This is a genomic window from Gluconobacter oxydans (assembly GCF_006539685.1).
GTDB classification, from domain to species: domain Bacteria; phylum Pseudomonadota; class Alphaproteobacteria; order Acetobacterales; family Acetobacteraceae; genus Gluconobacter; species Gluconobacter oxydans.
Window position 1 is genome coordinate 1 of the sequence record NZ_BJNM01000020.1, and the last position, 20,708, is coordinate 20,708.

The following is a 20,708-nucleotide window of genomic DNA, read 5'->3' on the forward strand; positions in this document are numbered from 1 at the left end:
GGTGGTCAGTTCTTTGTAGAAACACAGCTGGGAAAGGCCGCAGATCTGGCGACAGTCTGCCGTGCCGTCGATCAGACGGCGGCCATGGGCGTTACCGGCTGGATCAAGGTGGAAAATTAATGGACCGGGCAATCGTTTATGCGGGATCCATCCCGCTCGACACGGATATTCTGCGGGCCGGGCGTTATACCAAGGCCGCTTTCGGAAACCTGGCGTCCATGCTGTACGGTCCGAATGTCATGGCGGCGTCCGGACTGGGATATTCTGCATCCTCCAGCGATCTGAGCCTGACGGTCGAGGCGGGTTCGATCCTGGCGCCGGGCGTCATGGACGCCAGCAGTCTGGGCGGCAATGGCGGGGGGCTTGCGGCGGATACAACGGCTCTCACATGCCAGTATATCAGCACGACATCGCAGACCGTTACGCTTCCGGGGAGCGGCAACACCTATACCGTTTATGCAGTCTGCTCTGAGCAGGATGCTGATCCGACCGTGCTGCCATTTTTCAATGCCAGCAATCCGTCGCAGACGCAGGCAGGAATCCAGAATGACGGTGGCGCGCTGCCGGTGCGCCGGGCAGGTGTGATTTCTCTGGTGGCCGCTGCCAATCCGCCTTCCGCTCCCACGGGTGGATGTGTTGTGGCGCTTTACACGATTGCGGTTCCACAGGGAGCAAACAGCCTGTCAGGTGTGACGGTTCAGCCGGGACAGGTTTTCTGGCCGACCATCCCGGAACTGGCAACGCAGGCTCTTCTCAAGGCCTGCACGGAACCCATGACGCTGGTGACTGTGAATGGCTCGGTCTCCGTTCCGGCATGGGCATCCCGGGTGGAACTGCGCGTTATTGGCGGTGGCGGCGGTGGGGCTGCTTCTCAGTCGATGACGACTGCCGGTGCGTTTTCTGGTGCCGGTGGCGGCGGTGGGGGAGATGCCTGGGGTATCTACGCGGTCAGCCCCACGCAGGGAAATGGTCTGGCGATTACCGTCGGAAGTGGCGGTGGGTCCGAGCAGACGGGCGGGACTTCCCTGGTGAGTTACAACGGGCAGACGCTCCTGCAGGCCGAAGGTGGACAGGGCGGAACCTTTTATTCCACGACCGGATCTGCGGGCGGTGTGGGCGGCAATGCTTCTGGCGGCACGATCTGGAACCAGAGCGGAACCTCTGGTGGGGACGGGCAGTGCAACGCCTACACGTTCTCCGGATATGGTGGGGATGGCCCTTGGGGAGGTGCGGGACGTTGTGGCAACCAGGGGGGGCGCCTTGCAACGCGGTACGGCGCAGGTGGTGGCGGTTCTTACTCGGCAACGGCTGAGGGCGTGTCTTCCAGTGGTGGCACCGGGTTTCAGGGCTGTGTGCTGTACCGCTTCCTGCCCTGAGGCGGCGTTCAGTTCAGTGAGACCGCATCATCTGCCATATCTGGTGGGGGCATGGTCTTGCTGAACTGTCTGACGTCTTCTGCTGAAACAGGAGAGGCGTTGTTGCCCCAGGCATGGCGGATGAAAGTCACGACATCGGCAATCTGCTGATCGGTCAGTTTGTGACTGAAAGCGGGCATCGTGATGGAAGAGGGCGCGGCTGTCATGGCAGGAAGGCTCGCGCCCTTCTGGACGATGTGAACGAGAGACACAGGATCGCTCTGCATCATGACAGAATTGCCAGCCAAAGGCGGAAAGACGGCGGGATAGCCTTTTCCATCAGTCCTGTGACAGGCTGCACACCGGTCGACATAGATGCGGGCGCCGCGTGAGGACAGATCCGCTTTGTGAAGCTGGTCGGTGATCGTGGGATCATACGTCCATGGCGTCTGTGTCCGGTCGGCGGGTGGCAGACTTTTGAGATAATGTGCGATGGCGTGCAGGTCGTTGTCGGTCAGTTTCTGTGTGCCGTGCAGAACGGCCGAGGTCATGGAGCCGAAAACGCTGCCGGGATTCGAGCGGCCGGTCCTGAGGAATGAAACGATGTCTTCCTCGCTCCAGCGGCCCAGTCCGGTTCGGTTTTCCTGGCGAAGTGATGGGGGCGTCCAGCCATCTACGGGCGCACCGCCAGCCAGATAAAGGCTGCCGTCATGCGCAATCAGGGCTTTTTCCTGCATTGTGATGGCGCGCGGGGAATGGCAGGCGCCGCAGTGAGCTGGGCCTTCCACGAGATAGGCGCCTCGTGCAAGGAGTGGATCGGTGAACTCTCCTGCCGTGCTGGTGATTGCCTTATGGGGCGTGGGAGCAAAGGCCCAGCGCCAGAATGTCAGGGGCCAGCGAATGGAAAGTGGCCAGGGAATTTCGTTCCTGGGCGCTGAAACCGGCACAGCTTTAACGCCGTCCCTGAAATAGACAAAAAGAGCGTGGATATCGCTATCTGTCAGTCGGGCGTAGGACGGAAAGGGCATGGCAGGATAAAGTGTCGAGCCATCCCGGCGGATGCCTTGTCGCAACGCCTGTCCGAACTGGGCTTCCGTATAGCGGCCGATCCCGTGATCGGGATCTGGAGTGATATTGGTGGAATAGATTTTTCCCATTGGAAGGGAAAATGATACACCTCCGGAATACTCCGGTTTGCCATGAACGGAATGACAGGCAGCGCAGTCGGACGCTGCGGCCAGATAGCGTCCCTTTTCTACAATGGCTTTGTCAGAGTCCTGCGCTGTGGCTTCTGCTGTGAGACCCATCCCCAGAAAGCAGGCGATGACCAGCGGCCACTTCATGCTTTCACCAGAGGGCCAGGGGACTTCAGGTAGGTCGTCCGGATGTGATGTGCGGCCCAGTAGGCCAGAGCGGCCACCATTCCCGTTGGATTATAGCCCATTCCCTGCGGGAAAGCGTTCGATCCGATGACAAAGACATTCGACACATCCCAGCTCTGAAGATAGCGGTTGAGCGCACTTGTCTGGGGATTGTCTCCCATGATGGCGCCGCCTCCCAGATGGGTAGTCTGATAATTGCGGGTGTCAAAGGGCTGCCCGGCATTGAGATGAACCAGATTCATCTTTGTTGCCCCCATCGCGCGGGCGATGGGCTCGATCCTGCTGACGACATACTGGTTCATGCGGATATCATTGTCTTTCCACGTGAAGGTCATGCGAAGCAGTGGCTGCCCGTAAACATCTTTCCATGTCGGATCGAGATCAAGATAGACATCCCGATACGCCATATTGCTTCCATGGGCATCAATACCCAGCGAATGCTTGTAGGTATTGATCAGGGCGTTCTTGTAGGCAGAGCCCCATCGTGGTGTTCCGCCACCACCGGCGCCTATAGCGGCGGCGATCGGTTTCACACCCGCCTGATTGACCCAGACAGGCGATCCCCCCACAAAACCAAGCGGCCCATGGTCGAAATTCATGCTGTTGAAATCGTCAATGGCGACACCGGCCCCGCCGGCCCCGACGAACTGGTTGGTGTAGGTTGAAGAGGGGAGCCAGACGCGCGAGGATGTAATGGTCTGATAGACAAAATTGCGTCCGACTGTCCCGGTATTGCTGACCGGATCGTAAGGTTTTCCAATTCCGGACACCAGCATCAGATGAACATTGTTGAACTGGAACGCTCCCAGGATCACCAGATCAGCAGAAAGCGAGGTTTCTTTCCGGGTCTTCGTATCCAGATAGGTCACCCCGGTTGCTTTTGTTTTTGTGCTGTCGAGATCGACCCGCAGGACATGGGCATTCGGGATAAGGGTAAATCCTGGGTCCTGCCGCAATGCGGGCAGGATATTCACGTTGGGCGAGGCCTTGGAATACAGGTAGCAGTCATAGCCGCTGCAATAACCACAGAAATTGCATGGCCCCATCTGACAGCCATAGGTATTGGTGTATTGTCGTGATGCGTTGGCAGCAGGCAGGGCGTAGGGATGATAGCCTGCATTTTTTGCAGCATCGCGGAAGATCGATGCTGAAAAGGTGTCTTTCATGGCTGGGAGTGGAAAATTATCAGAACGATCCGGAGAAAAAACATTTCCGTTTCCGACGATTTTCCCCTGAACCTTGTACGCTTCCCCAGACGTGCCAAAGACCTTTTCCGCCTTGTCGAAAAACGGTTCGAGTTCTTCATAGGTGACGCCATAATCCTGAAGGTTCATGCCTTCGGGAATGAATTTCTCACCGTAGCGTTCGATCACGGAGCTCCGCAGTCTCAGATCTTCGGGGGCAACGCGAAAATGCACACCCGACCAGTGCAGTCCTGCGCCGCCCACGCCTTCTCCGGGCAGAAAGGCTGCGAGTTGACGGTAAGGGAGTGCCGTCTGATCCATCGTATTGCGGATCGTCACCGTGGACTGGGACAGGTTCTGGAAAAGGCGCTTGCGCACGGCGCCGCGCAGTTCATCAATCGATTCCGGATAGGCGCCTTCGACGGGCGTCGTCCGCTCGGGGCCACGTTCCAGCATGATGACTGACAGTCCGGCTTCGGTCAGTTCCTTAGCCATGATCGAACCGGCCCAGCCAGCGCCGACGATGACTGCATCGACATGCGTCCTGCCCATCTTAAGCGGTCTCCCCTGAAATGGAGACCGGCGCGAGGGGATAGGGAGCGCCTTCCTGATTGACCCAGTCCATGAAATCCGCCCTGGCGCCAGGGAAACCCAGCATGGTCCAGCCGCCAAGTCCCCGGTTGCCGCCGTAAAGCGGATCGGCGAAGGCGCCTTCAAGTGTATTGGTCCGGAGCTGTTCGAAAAAGACGCGTCCAGGGACTTCGTCTAGCTGGACCGATCCCCCTTCCAGCGCCGTCAGGATTTCATCCTGCTGCACCGGCGGGAGGTCTGCAAAGCCTTTGCCGTAATGTTGTCGGGTGTAGTGCTCAACGCCTGCGATGCCCTTGCGATACAGGTCGCGCGGGACAAATGGGAGCTGATACCCCAGATTGGCCGGTCCCTGCTGGAAGGGGCCGGACATGTACCAGTTTTCACCCCGGGCATAAGGGGTCTGCATCTGACGGTCGATGAATTCCGCTACCCCCAGCGCTTTTGCGCCCGGTCCGTTATCGTCAACAGGAAAGAGGCGCTCGCTGGCTGCCTCTATAAACCGGTATTCCATCGCATCGAAAAAGGTGGGCAGATAGGGCTGGGCTGCCTCAGCCGCCAGCGCTGCTGTCCATGAGGCATTTCCCGAAGCCATCCAGAATGATGTGGTCCCAAGAAGCCCCTTCACGAAACTGCGGCGGAGCGGACGGTTCAGTGTCGGTTCCATGGGGGGCACAGGTTTCTCCGGACAGTAGAACCAGAAATGACAGAAAATCTGGAAACGGTTATTTTACAAAAGGGATGCTCTCTCCCTAACGAAGGCAGGCGCAGTTCACCAGACATGTGCTCATCACAACATGACGAGAGGCGTGAATCAGTGCGTTTCAGTGCTGTCTGTTGAGGGAAGCTTCAGTATTCCGGGCTGGGGCGAGTGCTGGGTGGCTGTCGTTGTCGCCTCGGTGTCGGATCCTGTGGGGAAAATGGCGTCTGGTGCGCTCGGAGTGGCGGCGGGTACTGCGGCTTTTTCGGACGTGGCTGATCCCGGGGCAGTCTCGGTAGAAGAAAGTGCCGGCGTTGTCGGGGCGGCCACTGGTTCTGTTCCAGGTGCTCCAAGTGTCTGCTGCTGGATACCGCCATTGACGAGCGGAGTTCCGGCAGCATCCGTCATCCAGGAGAGGAGCTTCTTGCGGATCTGGAATTCCAGTTCCACGTTCATGTCCTGCATCATCTGGCTGGTAAGGGTATAGAGTTCCTTGCGCGAGGTCGGATCCCGGTCTCCCGCATCCAGCTTGTGGGTGATGCGCGCATGGACAAAGCCGGTATGCTGGTTGCCGGCATCCGCGACGTTGAGTTGTACGTCCATGGCGCCGGTCACCACGTTATCGCCTGCCCGGTTCAGATAGGCCTGCTTGATGATGAAGTCGGCCTTGCCGGAGGTTCCGCTGGCTACCAGACGCTGGTTTGCCATGGCCTTCAGAGCCTGGTCCGGCGCAACAGGGGCCTTTGCCGATAGTGAGTCCGGCGCAGCGGGAGCTTCATCCTGCACGTTAATGGAGGCCACGTTCAGATGGATCTGGGACAGATAGCTGTAATCAAGCGGAGGAAAGGTCTGGTCCGCATCTCCATCGGAGCATGCCGCCATGCCAAGGGACAGCACCAAAGCACTCAGACCAGTCCAGTAACGTACGCGCATATCCTGTCTCCTGAAGGCGCTACAGACGACCGAAAAGGGACTTGAGTCGACTTTTCAGCCCCTGTCTAGACGCGTGAGGGGGGGTAGCAGAAGCCGGTTGTTCCACTGGGAGCGGCGAGGGAGCTGGCGCAGCCGGTGGGGGCGGGGAATTTTCGTCTGAGGGTTTCGGGCGCAGGCCGGACGCCTGTCCGACGCCGAAATCCTCGGCCCTGAAGGGGCGCGCCTCGCGGATCAGCGCAGCATGTTCGGGATGGCGCGCATACCAGCTCAGGATCATCCCCGGGATCATCGCGCCGCCCGGATCATCACTGATGAGCAGCGGGGCATCGGGATAATAGAAAGAGGGGCGAAGGGCCGGAAGAACGTTGTTCCAGATCAGGTAGAAAACCGTATCGGCTTCCTGAAAACGGCTGACACTCAGAGGGCCCGTTTCGAACGTGATCTGTGCCAGCAAAGGGAGCGCTGTGAAGGGCGAAGAAACGATCAGCGGACCGTTTCCGCGTTGGGCAGCCAGCAGGGCCGTTATCCGGTTTGCGCCGATTTTGCGGCCATTCGGACATGGTAGTGCCTCACCGCTATCTGCATGGCCTGATGGCAGAAGGAGCGTATGCGGTGCGTATCCTTCAAGCCACGAACCGGCCAGCTCGTTCACGGCAATTTCGGGCAGGCTGTCGCAGGATGGTCCGGTCTGGTCGGGCAGGGGAGAGCCCAGCACTCCTGATGCCAGCGGCCAGAATACCGGATCCATGGCGGTCAGAAGGCGTTTCCGCAAGGAGGGATCCAGCGCCAGAACATGGCTGGCACGATAATTTTCGCCTTCAAGCCACCAGCATGCCTGCCGGCTGGTGCTTGCTTCAGTAAACACCACAACGCTGAAATCATCCGCGACCGGCGCCCGGTTGAGGGGCGCCCAGCCGGGATAAAGCTGCTCGACCGGAAAGCCATCGAGCTTTACGTCATCAAGCAGGGGCAGAGTCATGCAGAGCGTGCTCCAAGTTCATCGCGCGTGAATCGGAAACCCACGTTGCAGAATTCACAGTTCATCGTGATGGCGCCATTTTCGACCATGTGGTCGAGGTCGTCATCGGGGAATGTTTCCAGAACGGATGCGAGCCTTGCCCGGTTGCATCGGCAGCCATAAGCCAGCGCGCGTGGAGTGCCCAGACGGACATCCAGCGTACCAAAAAGCCGATGGATCAGCCGCTCGTTCGACAGGTCCGGATCAAGGACTTCCTGTTCCGTCACTGTGTCGGCCAGCGCGCAGGCGGTTTCCCACGCATCTTCGTCCTGTTCGGTGGTCTCGATGCCGCCTTCGGCCGCAATACGCTCCAGAACCAGTGCACCGGCCTTCCAGCCGTCAGGCGATTTCGCACAGAACAGCCGGATCCAGCAGTCATGCTGCTCGCTGGTCTGGAAATAGTTCATCGCCATATCGGCGAGCGTCGTGCCCGTCAGGTCCACGATGCCCTGATGCCGGTCCATGTCCGGCCCCTGGTCGATGGTGAAGGCCATGTAGCCGTCGCCCAGAAGCTCCTTGGCGGTTCCGGGCAGTGCATCGCGATCGGCGTCTTCACGCAGACGCGCGAAAAACCGCAGATCCCCGCTATCCGTCGCATCCGCCACCAGCATGGAAACCGGCCCATCGCCCTTGACCTGAAGGGAAAAGGCACCTTTGAACTTCAGGGCCGAAACCATGGCGGCTACGAGTGCCAGAGCCTCGCCGCCAAGCCGGGAGACGGCATCGGGATTGTCGTGACGCGACAGGATGGCATCCGCCAGTGGTCCGAGCCGCACCAGACGACCCCGAACCGGCGAACGTTCCAGATAGAACGGCATGACACCGCCCGAAACGACCATGTTCGGAACTTCAGGCCGGTTCGTATCAAGAAAGGGGGGTGTATCCATCAGCCGTTTTCTTTCCCCAGGGCCCAGAGCAGCAGGCCCTTCTGCGTGTGAAGGCGGTTTTCCGCCTCATCAAAGACGACGGACGCCGGGCCTTCAAAGACCTCGGACGTCACTTCCTCTCCGATATGGGCAGGCAGGCAGTGAAGGAACAGGGCATCGGGCGCAGCGTTTGCCATCAGGGCTCCATCAACCTGATAGGGCTGGAACACCTTGAGCCGCTTTTCGCGGTCCTTGTCTCCCATGCTGACCCAGGTATCCGTCAGTACTGCATCAGCCCCGGCCACAGCTTCTGCAGGGTCCCGGAAAATCTCGATTGTCGCGCCATGAGCCCGTGCCCACGCCACGGCATCGGGGTTGGGAGCAAAGCCTTCCGGCGTTGCCAGGCGGACATTGAAGCCGAGAAGGGCCGCGCCTTCCATCAGGGAAGTAGCGACGTTGTTGCCATCCCCGATCCAGGCCAGCGTTTTGCCGCGGATCGGCCCGCGATGTTCCTCGAATGTCAGGACACCCGCAAGAATCTGGATCGGATGGGAAACCGGCGTCAGGCCATTGATGACCGGCACCGAACTCCACTTCGCCAGTTCGCGCAGATTGGCATCATTGCCGGTCCGCAGCACGATCACGTCCAGAAAACGCGACAGGACACGGGCCGTGTCCGCCACCGTCTCGCCACGGCCAAGCTGCATGTCGCCCGGCGAGAGGACCGAAACCGACCCGCCAAGCTGTCCCATCCCCACCTCGAACGACACGCGGGTGCGTGTTGAAGGCTGGGCAAGGATCAGGCCGAGACTGCGGCCTTCCAGCGGACGATCCGGATGCAGGGGCTGGCGGCGGCCGTTCTGCAGAGCCTTGACCTTCGCCGAAAGGTCGATGATCTGCCGGATGACCTCGGGGCTGAAATCCCGCAGATCCAGGAAATGTCTCGGAGTGAGGGTTGCTGCTGTGGTGCTCACGATGCGTTCTCCTGCGTTGTAGGGGTTTTCAGGGAGTGAGCCGCCTTCACGAGCCTTTCGCAGGCTTCGCGGCATTCGGCTTCCGTCACGACCAGTGGCGGGACGAGGCGCAGCACGTTGTCCCCGGCACTGACCGTCAGAAGCTCCTGATTCAGTACGGCCTGCATGACGTCCGCGACAGGCGGCACGCAGTGCAGACCCCGCATCAGTCCAATCCCGCGGACATTGTCGAAAACACCTTCAGACCGGCTAACCACATCTTCCAGCATCTTCCCGAATGCGTCGCCGACGCTCCGGACATGCTCCAGAAAACCGGGGCTCAGGATTTCTTCCAGAACGGTCACACCCGCCGCACAGGCCAGCGGATTGCCGCCAAAGGTCGTCCCGTGTGAGCCCGGGGTCAGATGCCGCGCCAGCTCTTCCGTCGCAAGGACGGCGCCGAGCGGGAAGCCGCCACCGATCCCCTTGGCCACGGAAATCACGTCCGGACGGACGCCATACCATTCATGTGCAAACAGCTTGCCTGTCCGGCCAACGCCGGTCTGGACCTCATCAAAGCCCAGATACAGCCCGAATTCATCACAGACGGCGCGAAGTCCTTCCATGAATTCACGGGTTGCGGGCTTGATGCCGCTCTCCCCCTGAACGGGTTCGACGACGATACCCGCCGTGTGCGGCGTGATGGCGTCACGCAGAGTATTGGTATTGTTGAACGGCGCATGGTCGAAGCCCTCCACCACAGGACCAAAGCCCTTCTGATAGGCGGGATTGCCCGTCGCCGAGATCATGGCCAGCGTCCGGCCGTGGAATGCCCCGTCGAAGCACAGAATGTTGGTCCGCTCCGGATGCCCGTTTTCGAACTGGGCACGGCGGATCATCTTGACCATGCCTTCATTGGCCTCGGCACCCGAATTGCAGAACAGCACCGAGTCCGCAAACGTGTTCTGCACCAGCAGTTCCGCCAGCTTCTCGGCCTGGGGGATCCGGTACAGGTTCGAGACATGCATGACCTTCGCGGCCTGTTCCGCAATGGTCTTCACAAGCTTCGGATGAGCATGTCCCAGCGAGGTCACGGCAATACCGGCCCCGAAATCCAGATATCGTCGCCCGTTCGTCGCCGTCAGCCAGACGCCTTCGCCCTGCTCGAAAGCAAGGTCGGCACGTTTGTAATTCGGCATCAGCGCGGGGATCATGATGGATCTCTGAATATCTGGTTGAAAACGAAACGGTTTGTGCGGAATCGCAAAACCCTGCTCTGGTTGCCCGGAGCAGGGCTTCAAGTTCCACACCCTCATAGTGAAGGGCAGAAAGGGGTTCCGTCAAACCCCGACGCAACAGAATGTCCCGGTTAACCCGGCAGATCAGACCCGCTGATACATCAGATCCCGCGCCAGCCAGCACCCGACCCGCACCGCCGTCACGCTGCCGCCCTGACGCTCGAATGCCAGTGTCCAGTCTCCGGGTGCCGTATGATCCAGCGCCCGGGGGCAGGGCAGAACCCAGACATCCTTTGCCAGGCGCTGGAGCATTTCCATCCGGCCATCGCCCAGGATTCCAGAGAAACCGCCATAAACCACGCCGCCAGCCAGTTCGATGGTCACTTCGGCCTCGTCCAGTTCCTCGCAGCGATAGACACCGGCCAGTTCGGCAATATCCTCGCCGGGCGTCTCATCACAGCGGGCGAGGATGCTGGTGCGGTTCTCGCCCGGACGTTCCATCACGGCTTCCGCGCCCTCTGCAGTCTCCTGCGCTTTCACGACGACCGATCCCGCCTCGGCGCGCGTGGCTGAAATGCCTTCCAGAAGCTCCGGCACCATCAGATAGCGCAGCTTCGCTCCACCGGGCGCGGGTTCGATTCGGGCCGAAAGCCCCGTCTCCCGTTCCAGATAGGTGCCATACAGTGCCGTCGGCTGCTGCGTGCTGCGCTCGGGCTCGTAGGGCACACCCAGAGCCGCGGCCAGGATCTGCGCCGAGGCAACCTGCGCCGCACTCATGTGATTGAACATTACAACGACGGACAGACGCTCGGACGCGACATGCAGCCGATGGGACCTCCAGCCGCGCAGTGCGCCCCCATGCATCGTGACGTCCCGGCCGAACATCTTTGTCCGTTGCAGCCCGAACCCGTAAGGCGCGGGTTGCCCGTCGCTGAATGTTACCGGAACGGTCAGGCGCCGGTAAAGACTGTCCGGAGCGTCGCGCGTCTCGTCAATGAAGCGCTCCCAGGCGATCATGTCATCCAGCGAAGCGCCGAGTCCCGCATCGCCCGTCCACCAGATGTTGTTGATGGCCGGGCGGAAACCGCTCTCCACGCTTCCTTCGTAGCCCACCGTTCCATCCGGCATGGCACGTGTTTCGGCGGCAAGGATTGCGCGTTCCATGCCGACAGGATTGAAAATCGACGTCTGGAGCAGTTCGGCGAAGCTGCGCCCCGTCCGGTCCTGAAGAATGTCGGAAATCAGCCGGAAATTCTGGTTCACATAGGAATAGGATGTGCCCGGCTGGAACTGGAGCGTCCGCGTCCCGTCAATGACGCGTCGTGCCTCCCGGTCGCCGAAATATCCTTCGATGGGCGCGCCATGCAGCATCGCCACCGCCCAGTAATCCCGCAGGCCGGACTGGTTATGCGCCAGATGCAGCATTCCCGGTGAGGGTTCATCAAGCTGTGGCAGGCGTGCATCCACATCCGCGTCCAGTTCGGACGGATCGTCATACAGGTCCAGCAGCGTTCCGCAGGTGAACTGCTTGGTGATGGAGCACATGCGGAACAGCGTGGACGGTGTGAACGGAATGCGACGTTCCACATTCGCATAGCCCCACCCATGCCGGACCAGAACCTCTCCGTCCTTCAGAACGGCCACGGCCCCGCCGGGACCGGGAAAGCGGGCAGGGAGGGCGGAGACGGCCGCTTCAAGACGGGCAGAAAATGAATCGCTCATGGACGGAATGATGGCTCCAAGGCGTCTTGCCGTAAATGCCTTTCACGCCGCATACTCCGAAGCATTATGGAGGACAGTCCCGCCCCGCCACCCGTTCCGGATGCAGCGTCCCTGCGTGAAGCGGCGCTGGCGCATCTCGCCCGCTTCGCTACAACCGAACAGGGCCTGCGTCAGGTGCTGGACCGCCGCCTGCGTCGCTGGGGCGTACGCGCTTCCCGGGCGGGTCTGCCGAACGAAGACATCGAATCCGCTATTGCGTCCCTGCGCCCCGCCATCGACGGAATTGTCGCATCCATGACCGATCTCGGTGCAGTGGATGATGCCGGCTATGCCCGCAACCGCGCACTCAGCCTGACCCGGACCGGACGCTCCCGCCGGGCGGTTGAAGCCCATCTTGCCAACAAGGGCGTGGATCAGGACACGACCCGCGAAGCCCTTAACGACTCGCTCGGCGAACGCTCGGACAGCAGCGCGCAGGAAGCAGAGCTCGCCGCCGCCCTCGTTCTGGCCCGCAAGCGCCGCCTTGGCCCGTTCCAGAGACCCGACCGCGAAGAGGAAGATCCGCTCAAGGCACTGGGCGTCTTTGCCCGCAACGGTTTCTCCCGTGATGTCGCGCAGAGCGTGCTCGACATGGACTCCGATGAGGCGGAAGACCGCATCATCGCTTTCCGCAGTCTCTGAAAATGATGATGCCCCGTTTTTTCCGCTGTCTGCCGCTGGGCCTTCTGGTCGTCCTCGCGGCCTGCGGCAACCGCTATGAATACAGCCGTGCCAGCTTCAACGGCCCGCTGCAATGCGCACCCTACGCCCGCGAGCGCACCGGCCTGAAACTGAGCGGAAGCGCCGCCTCATGGTGGGGACAGTCCGCCGGGCGCTATGCCCATACCCATACGCCCCGACCCGGAGAAGTCCTGGTCTTCCGCGCCACGTCCCGCGTGCCCAGCGGCCATGTTTCCATCGTGCGCCGGCAGGTTTCGGACCGCACGATCCTCGTTGACCATGCCAACTGGGAGCCCGGCCGCATCGACCGAGCTGTCCCCGTGACGGATGTTTCCGCCCGCAATGACTGGACGCTGGTGCGCGTCTGGTGGGCTCCTGTCCACAGCCTCGGAAAGCGCGCTTATCCGACCTATGGCTTCATTTCATCGCACGACAGTGACGACGCTTCCTGAGAGGAACGCTTGCACAATCGCCCAAGCCTTGCCACATGATGGTGGCCTTGGCTTTTCGGAGTAATACATTATGGGCAGCATGAGCCCCGTTCACTGGCTGATCCTGGCGGTCGTCCTGCTCGTCGTGTTTGGCGGCGGTGGCAAGATCAGCGGCCTGATGGGAGACTTCGCGAAGGGCATCAAGTCCTTCAAGAAGAACATGGCCGACGATGAATCCATGATCGCGACGGATGCCACGCAGGCTCCGGGTCACATCTCTCCGCCGAACCAGAATCCCGGCTACAGCCAGACGACCAGCAGCGAAACGCACCGCAACCAGGTCTGATGCAGAACCTCAAGGTTGATGAAAGCTGGGGCAATGCCTGCCGTCAGATCGTGCAGGCTGGCCAGCGAATGGACCAGCGCGGCTGGGTTCCGGCCACGGCGGGGAACCTCTCCTGTCGCCTGCCGGACGGTCGCATCGCGATCACGCGCTCGGGTGGCCACAAGGGTTTTCTGACGGACAGCGACGTCATCGAGATTACCCCCGATGGTGTTCCGGTCGACCCCGCAAACCGTGCCAGCGCGGAAACGCTTCTGCACACGCAGCTTTATGCCCATGATCCCGCAATCGGGGCCGTGCTGCATGGTCACTCCGTGGCTGCGACCATCCTGTCCATGGATGAACCCTCCGACGCGATCACGCTGGCAGGCTATGAGGTCCTCAAGGTGTTCGAGGGCCAGACGACCCACGATACCAGCCTCGAACTGCCCCTGTTTCATAACGATCAGGACATCGCGCGTCTGGCCACGGTCGTCGCACCAAAGCTCTCGGACATGCGCCTTGGTTACCTGATCCGCGGCCATGGCGTGTATGTCTGGGGCAAGGACATGTTCACGGCCCTGGCCCGTCTCGAAGGGCTCGAGTTCCTGCTGGCCTGCGAACTGGCCCGTCTGCAGAAGAAGGCCTGATCATGAGCCGTCTGACCGTCTATCGCGACGATGCTCCCGATACGATTCTGCTGGACGTCACCACGCCCGGCGAGATCGCAGAGACCCTGCGTCCCCACAACATCCGCTTTGACCGCTGGTCCGCCCCCATTACACCGGCGCCCGACGCGCCGGCGGAAGAGGTGCTGGACGCCTATCGTCCCTATCTCGATACGCTGATGGGTGAGACGGGTGCTGGCAGCGCAGACGTGGTGCGGATCAACGCGTCCACGCCGAACCTTCCCGAGCTTCGGAAAAAATTCCTGTCCGAGCACACTCACAGCGAAGACGAAGTCCGCTTCTTCGTGCACGGGCAGGGGGCGTTCGTCCTGCATATCCGCGGGCGCGTCTATTCCGTCCTGTGCACACAAGGCGACCTGATCTCCGTTCCCGCAGGCATTCCGCATTGGTTCGACGCCGGGCCGTCGCCGGATGTCGTGGCCCTGCGCGTCTTTACCGATACGACCGGATGGATCGCGCAGTATACCGGCGATGACATTGCCAACCGTTTTCCGGCCGAAGTGCCTGTCGAAGCCTCCGGCAACTCCTGAAAGTCCCCCATGATCCGTCTCGTCCTGCTTGATATCGAGGGCACAACCCTGCCGATCTCTTTCGTACGGGACGTCATGTTCCCCTATGCCGCGAAGGCTCTTCCGGCCCTGATGCAGGACCATACGAACCCGATAGTTGTGGGCGCCCGTGCAGATATCGTCATGGAGCATCCGGGGCAGGACCCGCTGAAGGTCTGTCAGGACTGGATGAAGGCGGATGTAAAGGCTGCTCCCCTCAAGACACTTCAGGGCCTGACCTGGCGTCAGGGCTTTGAGGATGGAACCCTTCAGGCCGATCTGTATCCGGATGTCCCGCCCGCCCTGAAGGCTTGGTCGAAAGGCGGTCTGCGTCTGGCCGTCTACTCGTCCGGCTCCATCCCGTCGCAAAAGCTGCTTTACGGTCACACGGCGCAGGGTGACCTCACGCCGCTGTTCGAGGATTTCTTCGATCTTTCGACCGGCGGAAAAAAAGACGCGGCCTCCTATGAAAAGATTACAGCCGCTGTCGGTCTGCCCGCAGACGAAATCCTGTTTCTGTCCGATATCGGCGCCGAGCTTGATGCCGCCCAGAGGGCAGGGCTGAGCGTCTGCCAGCTTGTCCGTGAGCAGGACGGCACCGTTCCCCATCCGGGCGTGCCGCAGGCGCCGGACCTGAACGCCGTCTCCACCCAGTTCGGCCTGCCCGTCGCATGATCCTGCATACGGACTGGCGCAATATTCCTGCCGCTGCGCGCAATACGGTTGCGGCCCTGGGCAATTTCGACGGTGTGCATCGCGGGCATGTCCATCTGCTCGACACGCTGCGGATGGCGCGTCCCGATCATCCGCTTTCGGTCGTCACGTTCGATCCCCATCCCCGCACGCTGTTCCGACCGCAGGATCCGCCGTTCCGCCTGATGCTGCCGGATGTCCGTGCCGCCGCTCTTGGCGAGCAGGGCGTGGATCATGTCTTCCAGATTCCGTTCGATGCGGAGTTTTCCCGTCTGAGCTCCGAGCAGTTCGTGAACGATGTTCTGGTCAACGGCCTTGGCGTGGCGCATGTGGCCTGCGGGGCGGATTTCGCGTTCGGCCACCGTCGCACCGGCAATATCGAGCGCCTTGAAACCCTTCTGGCACCCCATGGAATCGGGCTGACCATCGTGCCCCAGCTTTCCGATGAGGGCGGTCCGATCTCTTCAAGCCGCATCCGTCGCCTGCTGCAGGAAGGTTATCCCGAACGCGCGGCGCAGGAACTTGGCCGTCCCTGGAGCATCACTGGTCCCGTCATGCACGGAGACCAGCGCGGACGCCTCCTCGGTTTCCCGACTGCCAACATCCCCCTGACCCAGCATGTCGAGCCCGCACGCGGCGTCTATGCCGCGCGCGTCACGCTGCCCGATGGCCGCGTCATTCCCGGCGTCGCCAATATCGGCCGCCGTCCGACCATCAATGATGGTCAGGAAAGCCGGCTCGAAGTCCATCTCTTTGATTTCAACGAGGACCTGTACGGCCAGATTCTCAGTGTCGCCCTGATCGCCCTGCTGCGTGAGGAAAAGCGGTTCTCCGGTCTGGACGAACTCAAGACCCAGATCGCCGCAGATGCTGCGCAGGCCCGGTCCATCCTGAACGCCTGACGTCCCCGGTTTTTCCCTTTTTCAGCGCCGTCAAACCCCCTTTTTCGGTCCGGGAAAGGGGGTTTTTGTTACGTATCGTTCTGTGTCATTTATGCCACGCTTCGACATGGAGAATGAGAATCTTTCGCAATGTTGCTGAATCTGTATTGAGAATTAGTCGCATTAACTCTTTAAGGACAGCATCCGTTTTCGTTTGCAGGATCGTGATCCGATGTCGTCCAGAACACCCCGCCACCCTCTGGGTCCGCTATCTCTTGCCGCAGGACTGACGCTCGTCTGTTCCGCCGCACACGCACAGGGCGACACCGGGCATCATCACAAGGCCCGTCGTCACCCGGTTTCCAAAAACGACGCAGCTAGCGCCCAGACGCCCAAGGCCCTTCCGCCGAAAGCTCCTACATCGGGGTCTGCTCTAAAAACGACGGACAACAGCATCGTCGCAACGCCTGAGGAAACCGAACATCTGCAGGTCATCGGATCTCCGATGAACACCTTACAGACCCCCATCGGCATTGGCCGGATGCCCGAAGACGTCATGCATACGCCGCAGACGATCAACGTCGTGCCCAAGCTCCTGATGGAACAGCAGAACGTCAAATCGCTCGACGAGGCCCTGCGCAACGTGCCGGGCATTACCGCGTCGGTCGGTGAAGGCGAGGGCGGCATGGCGGGGGACCAGTTCCTGATCCGCGGTTTCCAGGCGCAGAACGACATCTATGAGAACGGCCTGCGCGATTTTGGCGTCTATACCCGCGACAGTTTCAATTACGACCACGTTTCGGTCATCAAAGGACCGTCTTCGGAAGTCTTCGGCAATGGCACAACGGGTGGCGCCATTAACATCACCACCAAGGTCGCGCATCTCGGGGACAGCTACAGCGGCGGCTTCTCAGGTGGGTCGGGCGCCTATTATCGCGGCACGCTCGATTTCAACAAGCAGATCGGTGACTCCACGGCCATCCGCATCACGGGCATGGGCAACGAGAACAACACGGTCGGCCGCGACAATGTCTTTTCCCATCGCTGGGGTATTGCCCCGTCCATCGCCTTCGGTCTGGGCAAGCGCACGACCTTCACGCTGGAATATTTCCACCAGACGGACAACCGCGTGCCGGATTATGGTGTGCCGGTCGTCACCAAGCCGGGAACGAGCATTGCAAAGCCACTGACGGAATATGGCCTGAACCGCAACAACTGGTACGGCACGACCTATGATCAGGATGCGTCGAATGTGGACATGCTGACGGCGCGCCTGAAATTCGACCTGAACAAGAACATCACGTTCTACAACGATGCGCGCGGTGGCATGTACAGCCGGTACTTCTCCGCATCACAACCGGGCTGCGATACGACCTGCGCTACCGAGTATTTCACCGATCCTGAAGCGGCGACCATCAACCGGCGTGGCCATCTGGGCGGTCCGGAGCCCTATCAGCAGAACGACTGGTCCGTGCAGGATGTGTTCTCAGGCATCGCGAAGTTCTCGACCGGCAGCATCCGTCACCAGATGATCGCCGGTGTCGATATCTCGCATGTCTATGACCGTCGCACGAACTACGCCTACAATTTCAACGGGCAGAACGGCACGAAAACTGACACGACAAGCCTGCTCCACCCGTCCGCCACCCAGCCGGGTCTCCTGCTCGGATCGCTGGGTCAGTACAGCGGAAATCTCGTGAACATCTCCGGTGTCGGTCATGCCATGTACAAGACGGGCGATGCCACCGATGTCGGCGCGTTCTTCTCCGAACAGATGTGGCTGGCACCCTGGTTCTCGATCCGTGGCGGTTTCCGCTGGGATCACTGGGACAGCCACTACTCCGCCAATGGCGGAACGGCCGGCGCCGGCGTGTCTTACGGACAGACACAGGATACGTTCAATCCGACCGTCAGCCTGATGTACACGCCCAACAGCAACATCATGGTCTATTTCAACTGGGCCCAGTCCACTACGCCGCTGGGCCTGTATGTGACGAACAGCTCCGAACCCCTGAAATCCACGACGCAGGGTTTCAGCCCCGAACGTAGCAGTCTTTACGAACTGGGGGCGAAGTATAACGCCTTTCACGGCCGCATGGGCTTTACGGCGTCCGTGTTCCGTATGGAAAAGGGCAACGCCCTCATGACCGACCCTTCGACGGGGGATGTGTCTTCGTCCAGTGATCGTCAGCGTAACCAGGGCGTTGAACTCAGCGTTTCGGGCGAAATCCTGAAGAACTGGACCATGATCGGCACCTACGCCTATTATGACGCCACAACCGTCTCGTCCCTGACGGCGGCTGATGTCGGCAAGCGCATCCAGTACGCGCCGAAGAATTCCGCTACCATCTGGTCCACCTACACGATCGCGCCGAACCGCCCGTGGAACGTCACGTTCGGTGGTGGTCTGACCTGGCGTGATGGTGTCTACCTGAACGCCACCAACACAGCGGCCGTGCCCGCCACCGTGGAATGGGATGCCGTGATTTCCCACAATTTCGGCAAGCACTGGCGCGTCGCCATGAACGGCTACAACCTCGACAACCGTCTGAACTACAGCAACCTGTTCAGCGACCGTGCCACCCCAGCTGTCGGCCGCTCCTTCCTCTTCAACCTTTCGGCGAATTACTGACCGAAACCGCCGCGCCTGACGGAGAAATTCCCATCTCCTTCAGGCGTTCGCGCACCCGTTCCAGCAGGTCCGCATCACCTTTTGGCCCCAGCGCCGTCAGCTTCTGATCCATCGCCAGCAGAATGTCGGACGTCGCATCTACGACAGCCTGGCGCCACCAGCCCAGCGCCTCATCGATCTTCCCGGCATCCACAAGCGCCGTGGCATGGTTGTGCTGCCCCCGGTAATCGCCGCCTTCCGCTGATTTCCGATACCAGTCCAGCGCCGCGCCCCGATCCTGCGGCACAACCCATCCCTCTTCCAGAAACCGCGCATACAGATTCATGGATTTCGCATGGCCGTTATTTACCGCTGTCCGGAACAGGTCCAGCGCCCGCGCCAGATCTGTCTCCATGCCAATCCCGCGCATGGTCAGGATGCCCAGATTGTACCGGCCCCATTCGTCTCCAGCCGCAGCAGCAGCTTCATAACAGCGCGCGGCCAGTTGAAGATCCTTTTCGCAGCCCCAGCCGAACTGGAAACACCGTCCACGCATGTTGTGTCCCGGGCCGAACCCGGCATTGGCCGCGATCGTGAACCAGTCCAGCGCTGCCACCGGATCACGCGGAACATACACGCTGTCCAGCAGCACCTGTCCCCACTGTACGATCTGAAGATGCTGTCCCTTGAGCGCGCCCTGCCTGATTTCCTCGATCTGCGGTGGCAGGGCAGGGGGCTCGGGACGGCGCGTGGGCACTTTGCGGCCCAGGAATTTCTGAACGATCCGTTTCATCAGAGTGCGGGTACGATCTGCTGGACTTCAAACCCGTCCCTGCGGAGCAGGGCGGGCAGCCCCTTCGGCCCCGCCATGTGCAGGGAGCCCACGGCCGCGAACAGCGATGTCCCGCTCTCATGGATCTTCTCGATTTTCTGCGCCATGCCGACATTCCGATCATCCAGAAGCCGCGTCATGAAGCGTCGCTCCTGCGCGGTATTCAGGCAGTCGCACCAGTCCTGATAACGATCCAGCCGTTTCACGTCGCTTGAGGCCCACATCTCCGCCAGACGCTGGTTTTCGGCCTGCGTCTTGCCGGACGACACGCCCTTGACGATGTCATCGATGAACGCATCCTCATCCTCAGCGTCCGGTCCAATCAGCAGGTCCCGCTGCATCTGCACCGTCTCCAGCCCGATCAATGGCTTTTTCAGACTGCCCGCCATGCCCTGCAGAACGCCATCCACGGCATAGTCCGGATAATATCCGTCCTGGCGTGACGCCAGGGATTCGACGCCTGCCGCTTCCACGCCAACCGCCACATGCGCAAATGCCGCGCTGGGCACACATTGCTGGTCCATAAGCGCATCCACTTTCGCCTTGCGCCCCGACTGCACGAGATGCGCCCATCGGGCCGGATCTTCCGACTGGCGCAGCGTGGTGGCCGTGTCCGGGGCGTTCAGATCAAGCTCAAGGGCGACCTCGCTGCTGTGCAGGATCGCGGCGCGTGTCAGCGGGCCGGGCAGCAGCCAGTCCTGTTTTGCGACATGCAGCGTCCCATACAGCCAGGAGGAGTGACCGTCCTTCGTCACTTTCCACAGGAAGCCCCGGTCCGGTGCCGTCTGGAACATCTGTGCCATCCGGGCCTTGTCCGGCACGCTTGCCGCTGCCGGGCAACGGGGCGCCTGCGCGTGTGCGGCCATGCTGAACCCCGTACAGACACCCAGAACGGCTCCTGCAACAGACTGGAAGAGACGAAGTGCGTTCACGGTTCTGCCTTCTGAAAAAAGCGCCATATCGCCCATCATCCGCGAGTCCCGCCGTCCCGGCAACCCGCTTTGGGGCAGCCCTGCATTGCTGCCGCCCTTAACGCGGACTT

20 protein-coding genes are annotated in these 20,708 nt (G+C 61.0%); 9 read left to right on the forward strand and 11 right to left on the reverse strand.

Going from position 1 to position 20,708, the window contains the following annotated elements; translation table 11 throughout:
• The first annotated feature begins 119 nt into the window (after positions 1-119).
• Complete coding sequence (locus GOX01_RS09145; protein ID WP_011252782.1) at positions 120-1,376, forward strand: glycine-rich domain-containing protein; 1,257 nt, start codon at positions 120-122, stop codon at positions 1,374-1,376.
• An 8-nt stretch (positions 1,377-1,384) separates the two neighbouring features.
• Here GOX01_RS09145 and GOX01_RS09150 read toward each other — a convergent pair whose 3' ends face one another.
• The 9 genes from GOX01_RS09150 to GOX01_RS09190 all read right to left on the reverse strand — a co-directional run bounded on the left by GOX01_RS09150 (position 1,385) and on the right by GOX01_RS09190 (position 11,939).
• The gene (locus tag GOX01_RS09150) at positions 1,385-2,698 is read right to left on the reverse strand and encodes a cytochrome c (protein WP_011252783.1); all 1,314 of its coding nucleotides are present in this window, start codon (positions 2,696-2,698) and stop codon (positions 1,385-1,387) included.
• The gene (locus tag GOX01_RS09155) at positions 2,695-4,473 is read right to left on the reverse strand and encodes a GMC family oxidoreductase (RefSeq protein ID WP_011252784.1); all 1,779 of its coding nucleotides are present in this window, start codon (positions 4,471-4,473) and stop codon (positions 2,695-2,697) included. Before GOX01_RS09155 ends, GOX01_RS09150 begins: the two co-directional genes overlap by 4 nt.
• Before the next feature lies 1 nt (position 4,474).
• Positions 4,475-5,185, reverse strand: a complete 711-nt coding sequence (locus tag GOX01_RS09160; protein WP_011252785.1) for a gluconate 2-dehydrogenase subunit 3 family protein — start codon at positions 5,183-5,185, stop codon at positions 4,475-4,477.
• 138 nt (positions 5,186-5,323) lie between these two features.
• Complete coding sequence (locus tag GOX01_RS09165) at positions 5,324-6,142, reverse strand: RodZ family helix-turn-helix domain-containing protein (RefSeq protein WP_011252786.1); 819 nt, start codon at positions 6,140-6,142, stop codon at positions 5,324-5,326.
• Between the two features lie 19 nt (positions 6,143-6,161).
• A complete protein-coding gene (locus GOX01_RS09170) occupies positions 6,162-7,121 on the reverse strand; it encodes a hypothetical protein (RefSeq protein ID WP_011252787.1) in 960 nt (319 codons plus the stop codon).
• Complete coding sequence (hslO, locus tag GOX01_RS09175) at positions 7,118-8,047, reverse strand: Hsp33 family molecular chaperone HslO (protein WP_011252788.1); 930 nt, start codon at positions 8,045-8,047, stop codon at positions 7,118-7,120. The genes GOX01_RS09170 and hslO overlap by 4 nt, the downstream gene beginning before the upstream one ends.
• A complete protein-coding gene (argF, locus tag GOX01_RS09180) occupies positions 8,047-9,075 on the reverse strand; it encodes an ornithine carbamoyltransferase (RefSeq protein WP_228119282.1) in 1,029 nt (342 codons plus the stop codon). Before argF ends, hslO begins: the two co-directional genes overlap by 1 nt.
• On the reverse strand, positions 8,997-10,193 hold the full coding sequence (locus GOX01_RS09185; protein WP_024717033.1) for an aspartate aminotransferase family protein: 1,197 nt from the start codon (positions 10,191-10,193) through the stop codon (positions 8,997-8,999). The genes argF and GOX01_RS09185 overlap by 79 nt, the downstream gene beginning before the upstream one ends.
• 168 nt (positions 10,194-10,361) lie before the next feature.
• A complete protein-coding gene (locus tag GOX01_RS09190) occupies positions 10,362-11,939 on the reverse strand; it encodes a D-aminopeptidase (RefSeq protein WP_011252791.1) in 1,578 nt (525 codons plus the stop codon).
• 66 nt (positions 11,940-12,005) lie between these two features.
• Between GOX01_RS09190 and GOX01_RS09195 the strand changes: the two genes are divergently transcribed.
• The 8 genes from GOX01_RS09195 (at position 12,006) to GOX01_RS09230 (ending at position 18,855) form a co-directional block, all read left to right on the forward strand.
• A complete protein-coding gene (locus tag GOX01_RS09195; RefSeq protein ID WP_011252792.1) occupies positions 12,006-12,620 on the forward strand; it encodes a regulatory protein RecX in 615 nt (204 codons plus the stop codon).
• A gap of 2 nt (positions 12,621-12,622) precedes the next feature.
• A complete protein-coding gene (locus tag GOX01_RS09200) occupies positions 12,623-13,111 on the forward strand; it encodes a CHAP domain-containing protein (protein ID WP_011252793.1) in 489 nt (162 codons plus the stop codon).
• A 70-nt stretch (positions 13,112-13,181) separates the two neighbouring features.
• Positions 13,182-13,436 carry a twin-arginine translocase TatA/TatE family subunit gene (locus GOX01_RS09205; RefSeq protein WP_062269472.1) on the forward strand — a complete coding sequence of 85 codons (255 nt, stop codon included), beginning with the start codon at positions 13,182-13,184 and terminating at the stop codon, positions 13,434-13,436.
• A complete protein-coding gene (locus GOX01_RS09210; protein WP_011252795.1) occupies positions 13,436-14,062 on the forward strand; it encodes a methylthioribulose 1-phosphate dehydratase in 627 nt (208 codons plus the stop codon). Before GOX01_RS09205 ends, GOX01_RS09210 begins: the two co-directional genes overlap by 1 nt.
• Before the next feature lie 2 nt (positions 14,063-14,064).
• Positions 14,065-14,631 (forward strand): 1,2-dihydroxy-3-keto-5-methylthiopentene dioxygenase, encoded by a 567-nt coding sequence (locus GOX01_RS09215; protein WP_011252796.1) that lies wholly within the window; start codon positions 14,065-14,067, stop codon positions 14,629-14,631.
• A gap of 9 nt (positions 14,632-14,640) precedes the next feature.
• Positions 14,641-15,324 (forward strand): acireductone synthase, encoded by a 684-nt coding sequence (mtnC, locus tag GOX01_RS09220; RefSeq protein ID WP_011252797.1) that lies wholly within the window; start codon positions 14,641-14,643, stop codon positions 15,322-15,324.
• Positions 15,321-16,244 carry a bifunctional riboflavin kinase/FAD synthetase gene (locus GOX01_RS09225; RefSeq protein WP_011252798.1) on the forward strand — a complete coding sequence of 308 codons (924 nt, stop codon included), beginning with the start codon at positions 15,321-15,323 and terminating at the stop codon, positions 16,242-16,244. Before mtnC ends, GOX01_RS09225 begins: the two co-directional genes overlap by 4 nt.
• Positions 16,245-16,455: 211 nt before the next feature.
• A complete protein-coding gene (locus tag GOX01_RS09230; protein WP_011252799.1) occupies positions 16,456-18,855 on the forward strand; it encodes a TonB-dependent receptor in 2,400 nt (799 codons plus the stop codon).
• Here the strand turns inward: GOX01_RS09230 and GOX01_RS09235 are convergent.
• Positions 18,833-19,627, reverse strand: a complete 795-nt coding sequence (locus GOX01_RS09235; RefSeq protein ID WP_011252800.1) for a tetratricopeptide repeat protein — start codon at positions 19,625-19,627, stop codon at positions 18,833-18,835. The two genes, GOX01_RS09230 and GOX01_RS09235, sit on opposite strands and share 23 nt — an antisense overlap.
• Positions 19,627-20,598 (reverse strand): TraB/GumN family protein, encoded by a 972-nt coding sequence (locus tag GOX01_RS09240; protein WP_255314066.1) that lies wholly within the window; start codon positions 20,596-20,598, stop codon positions 19,627-19,629. Before GOX01_RS09240 ends, GOX01_RS09235 begins: the two co-directional genes overlap by 1 nt.
• Between the last annotated feature and the right edge of the window lie 110 nt (positions 20,599-20,708).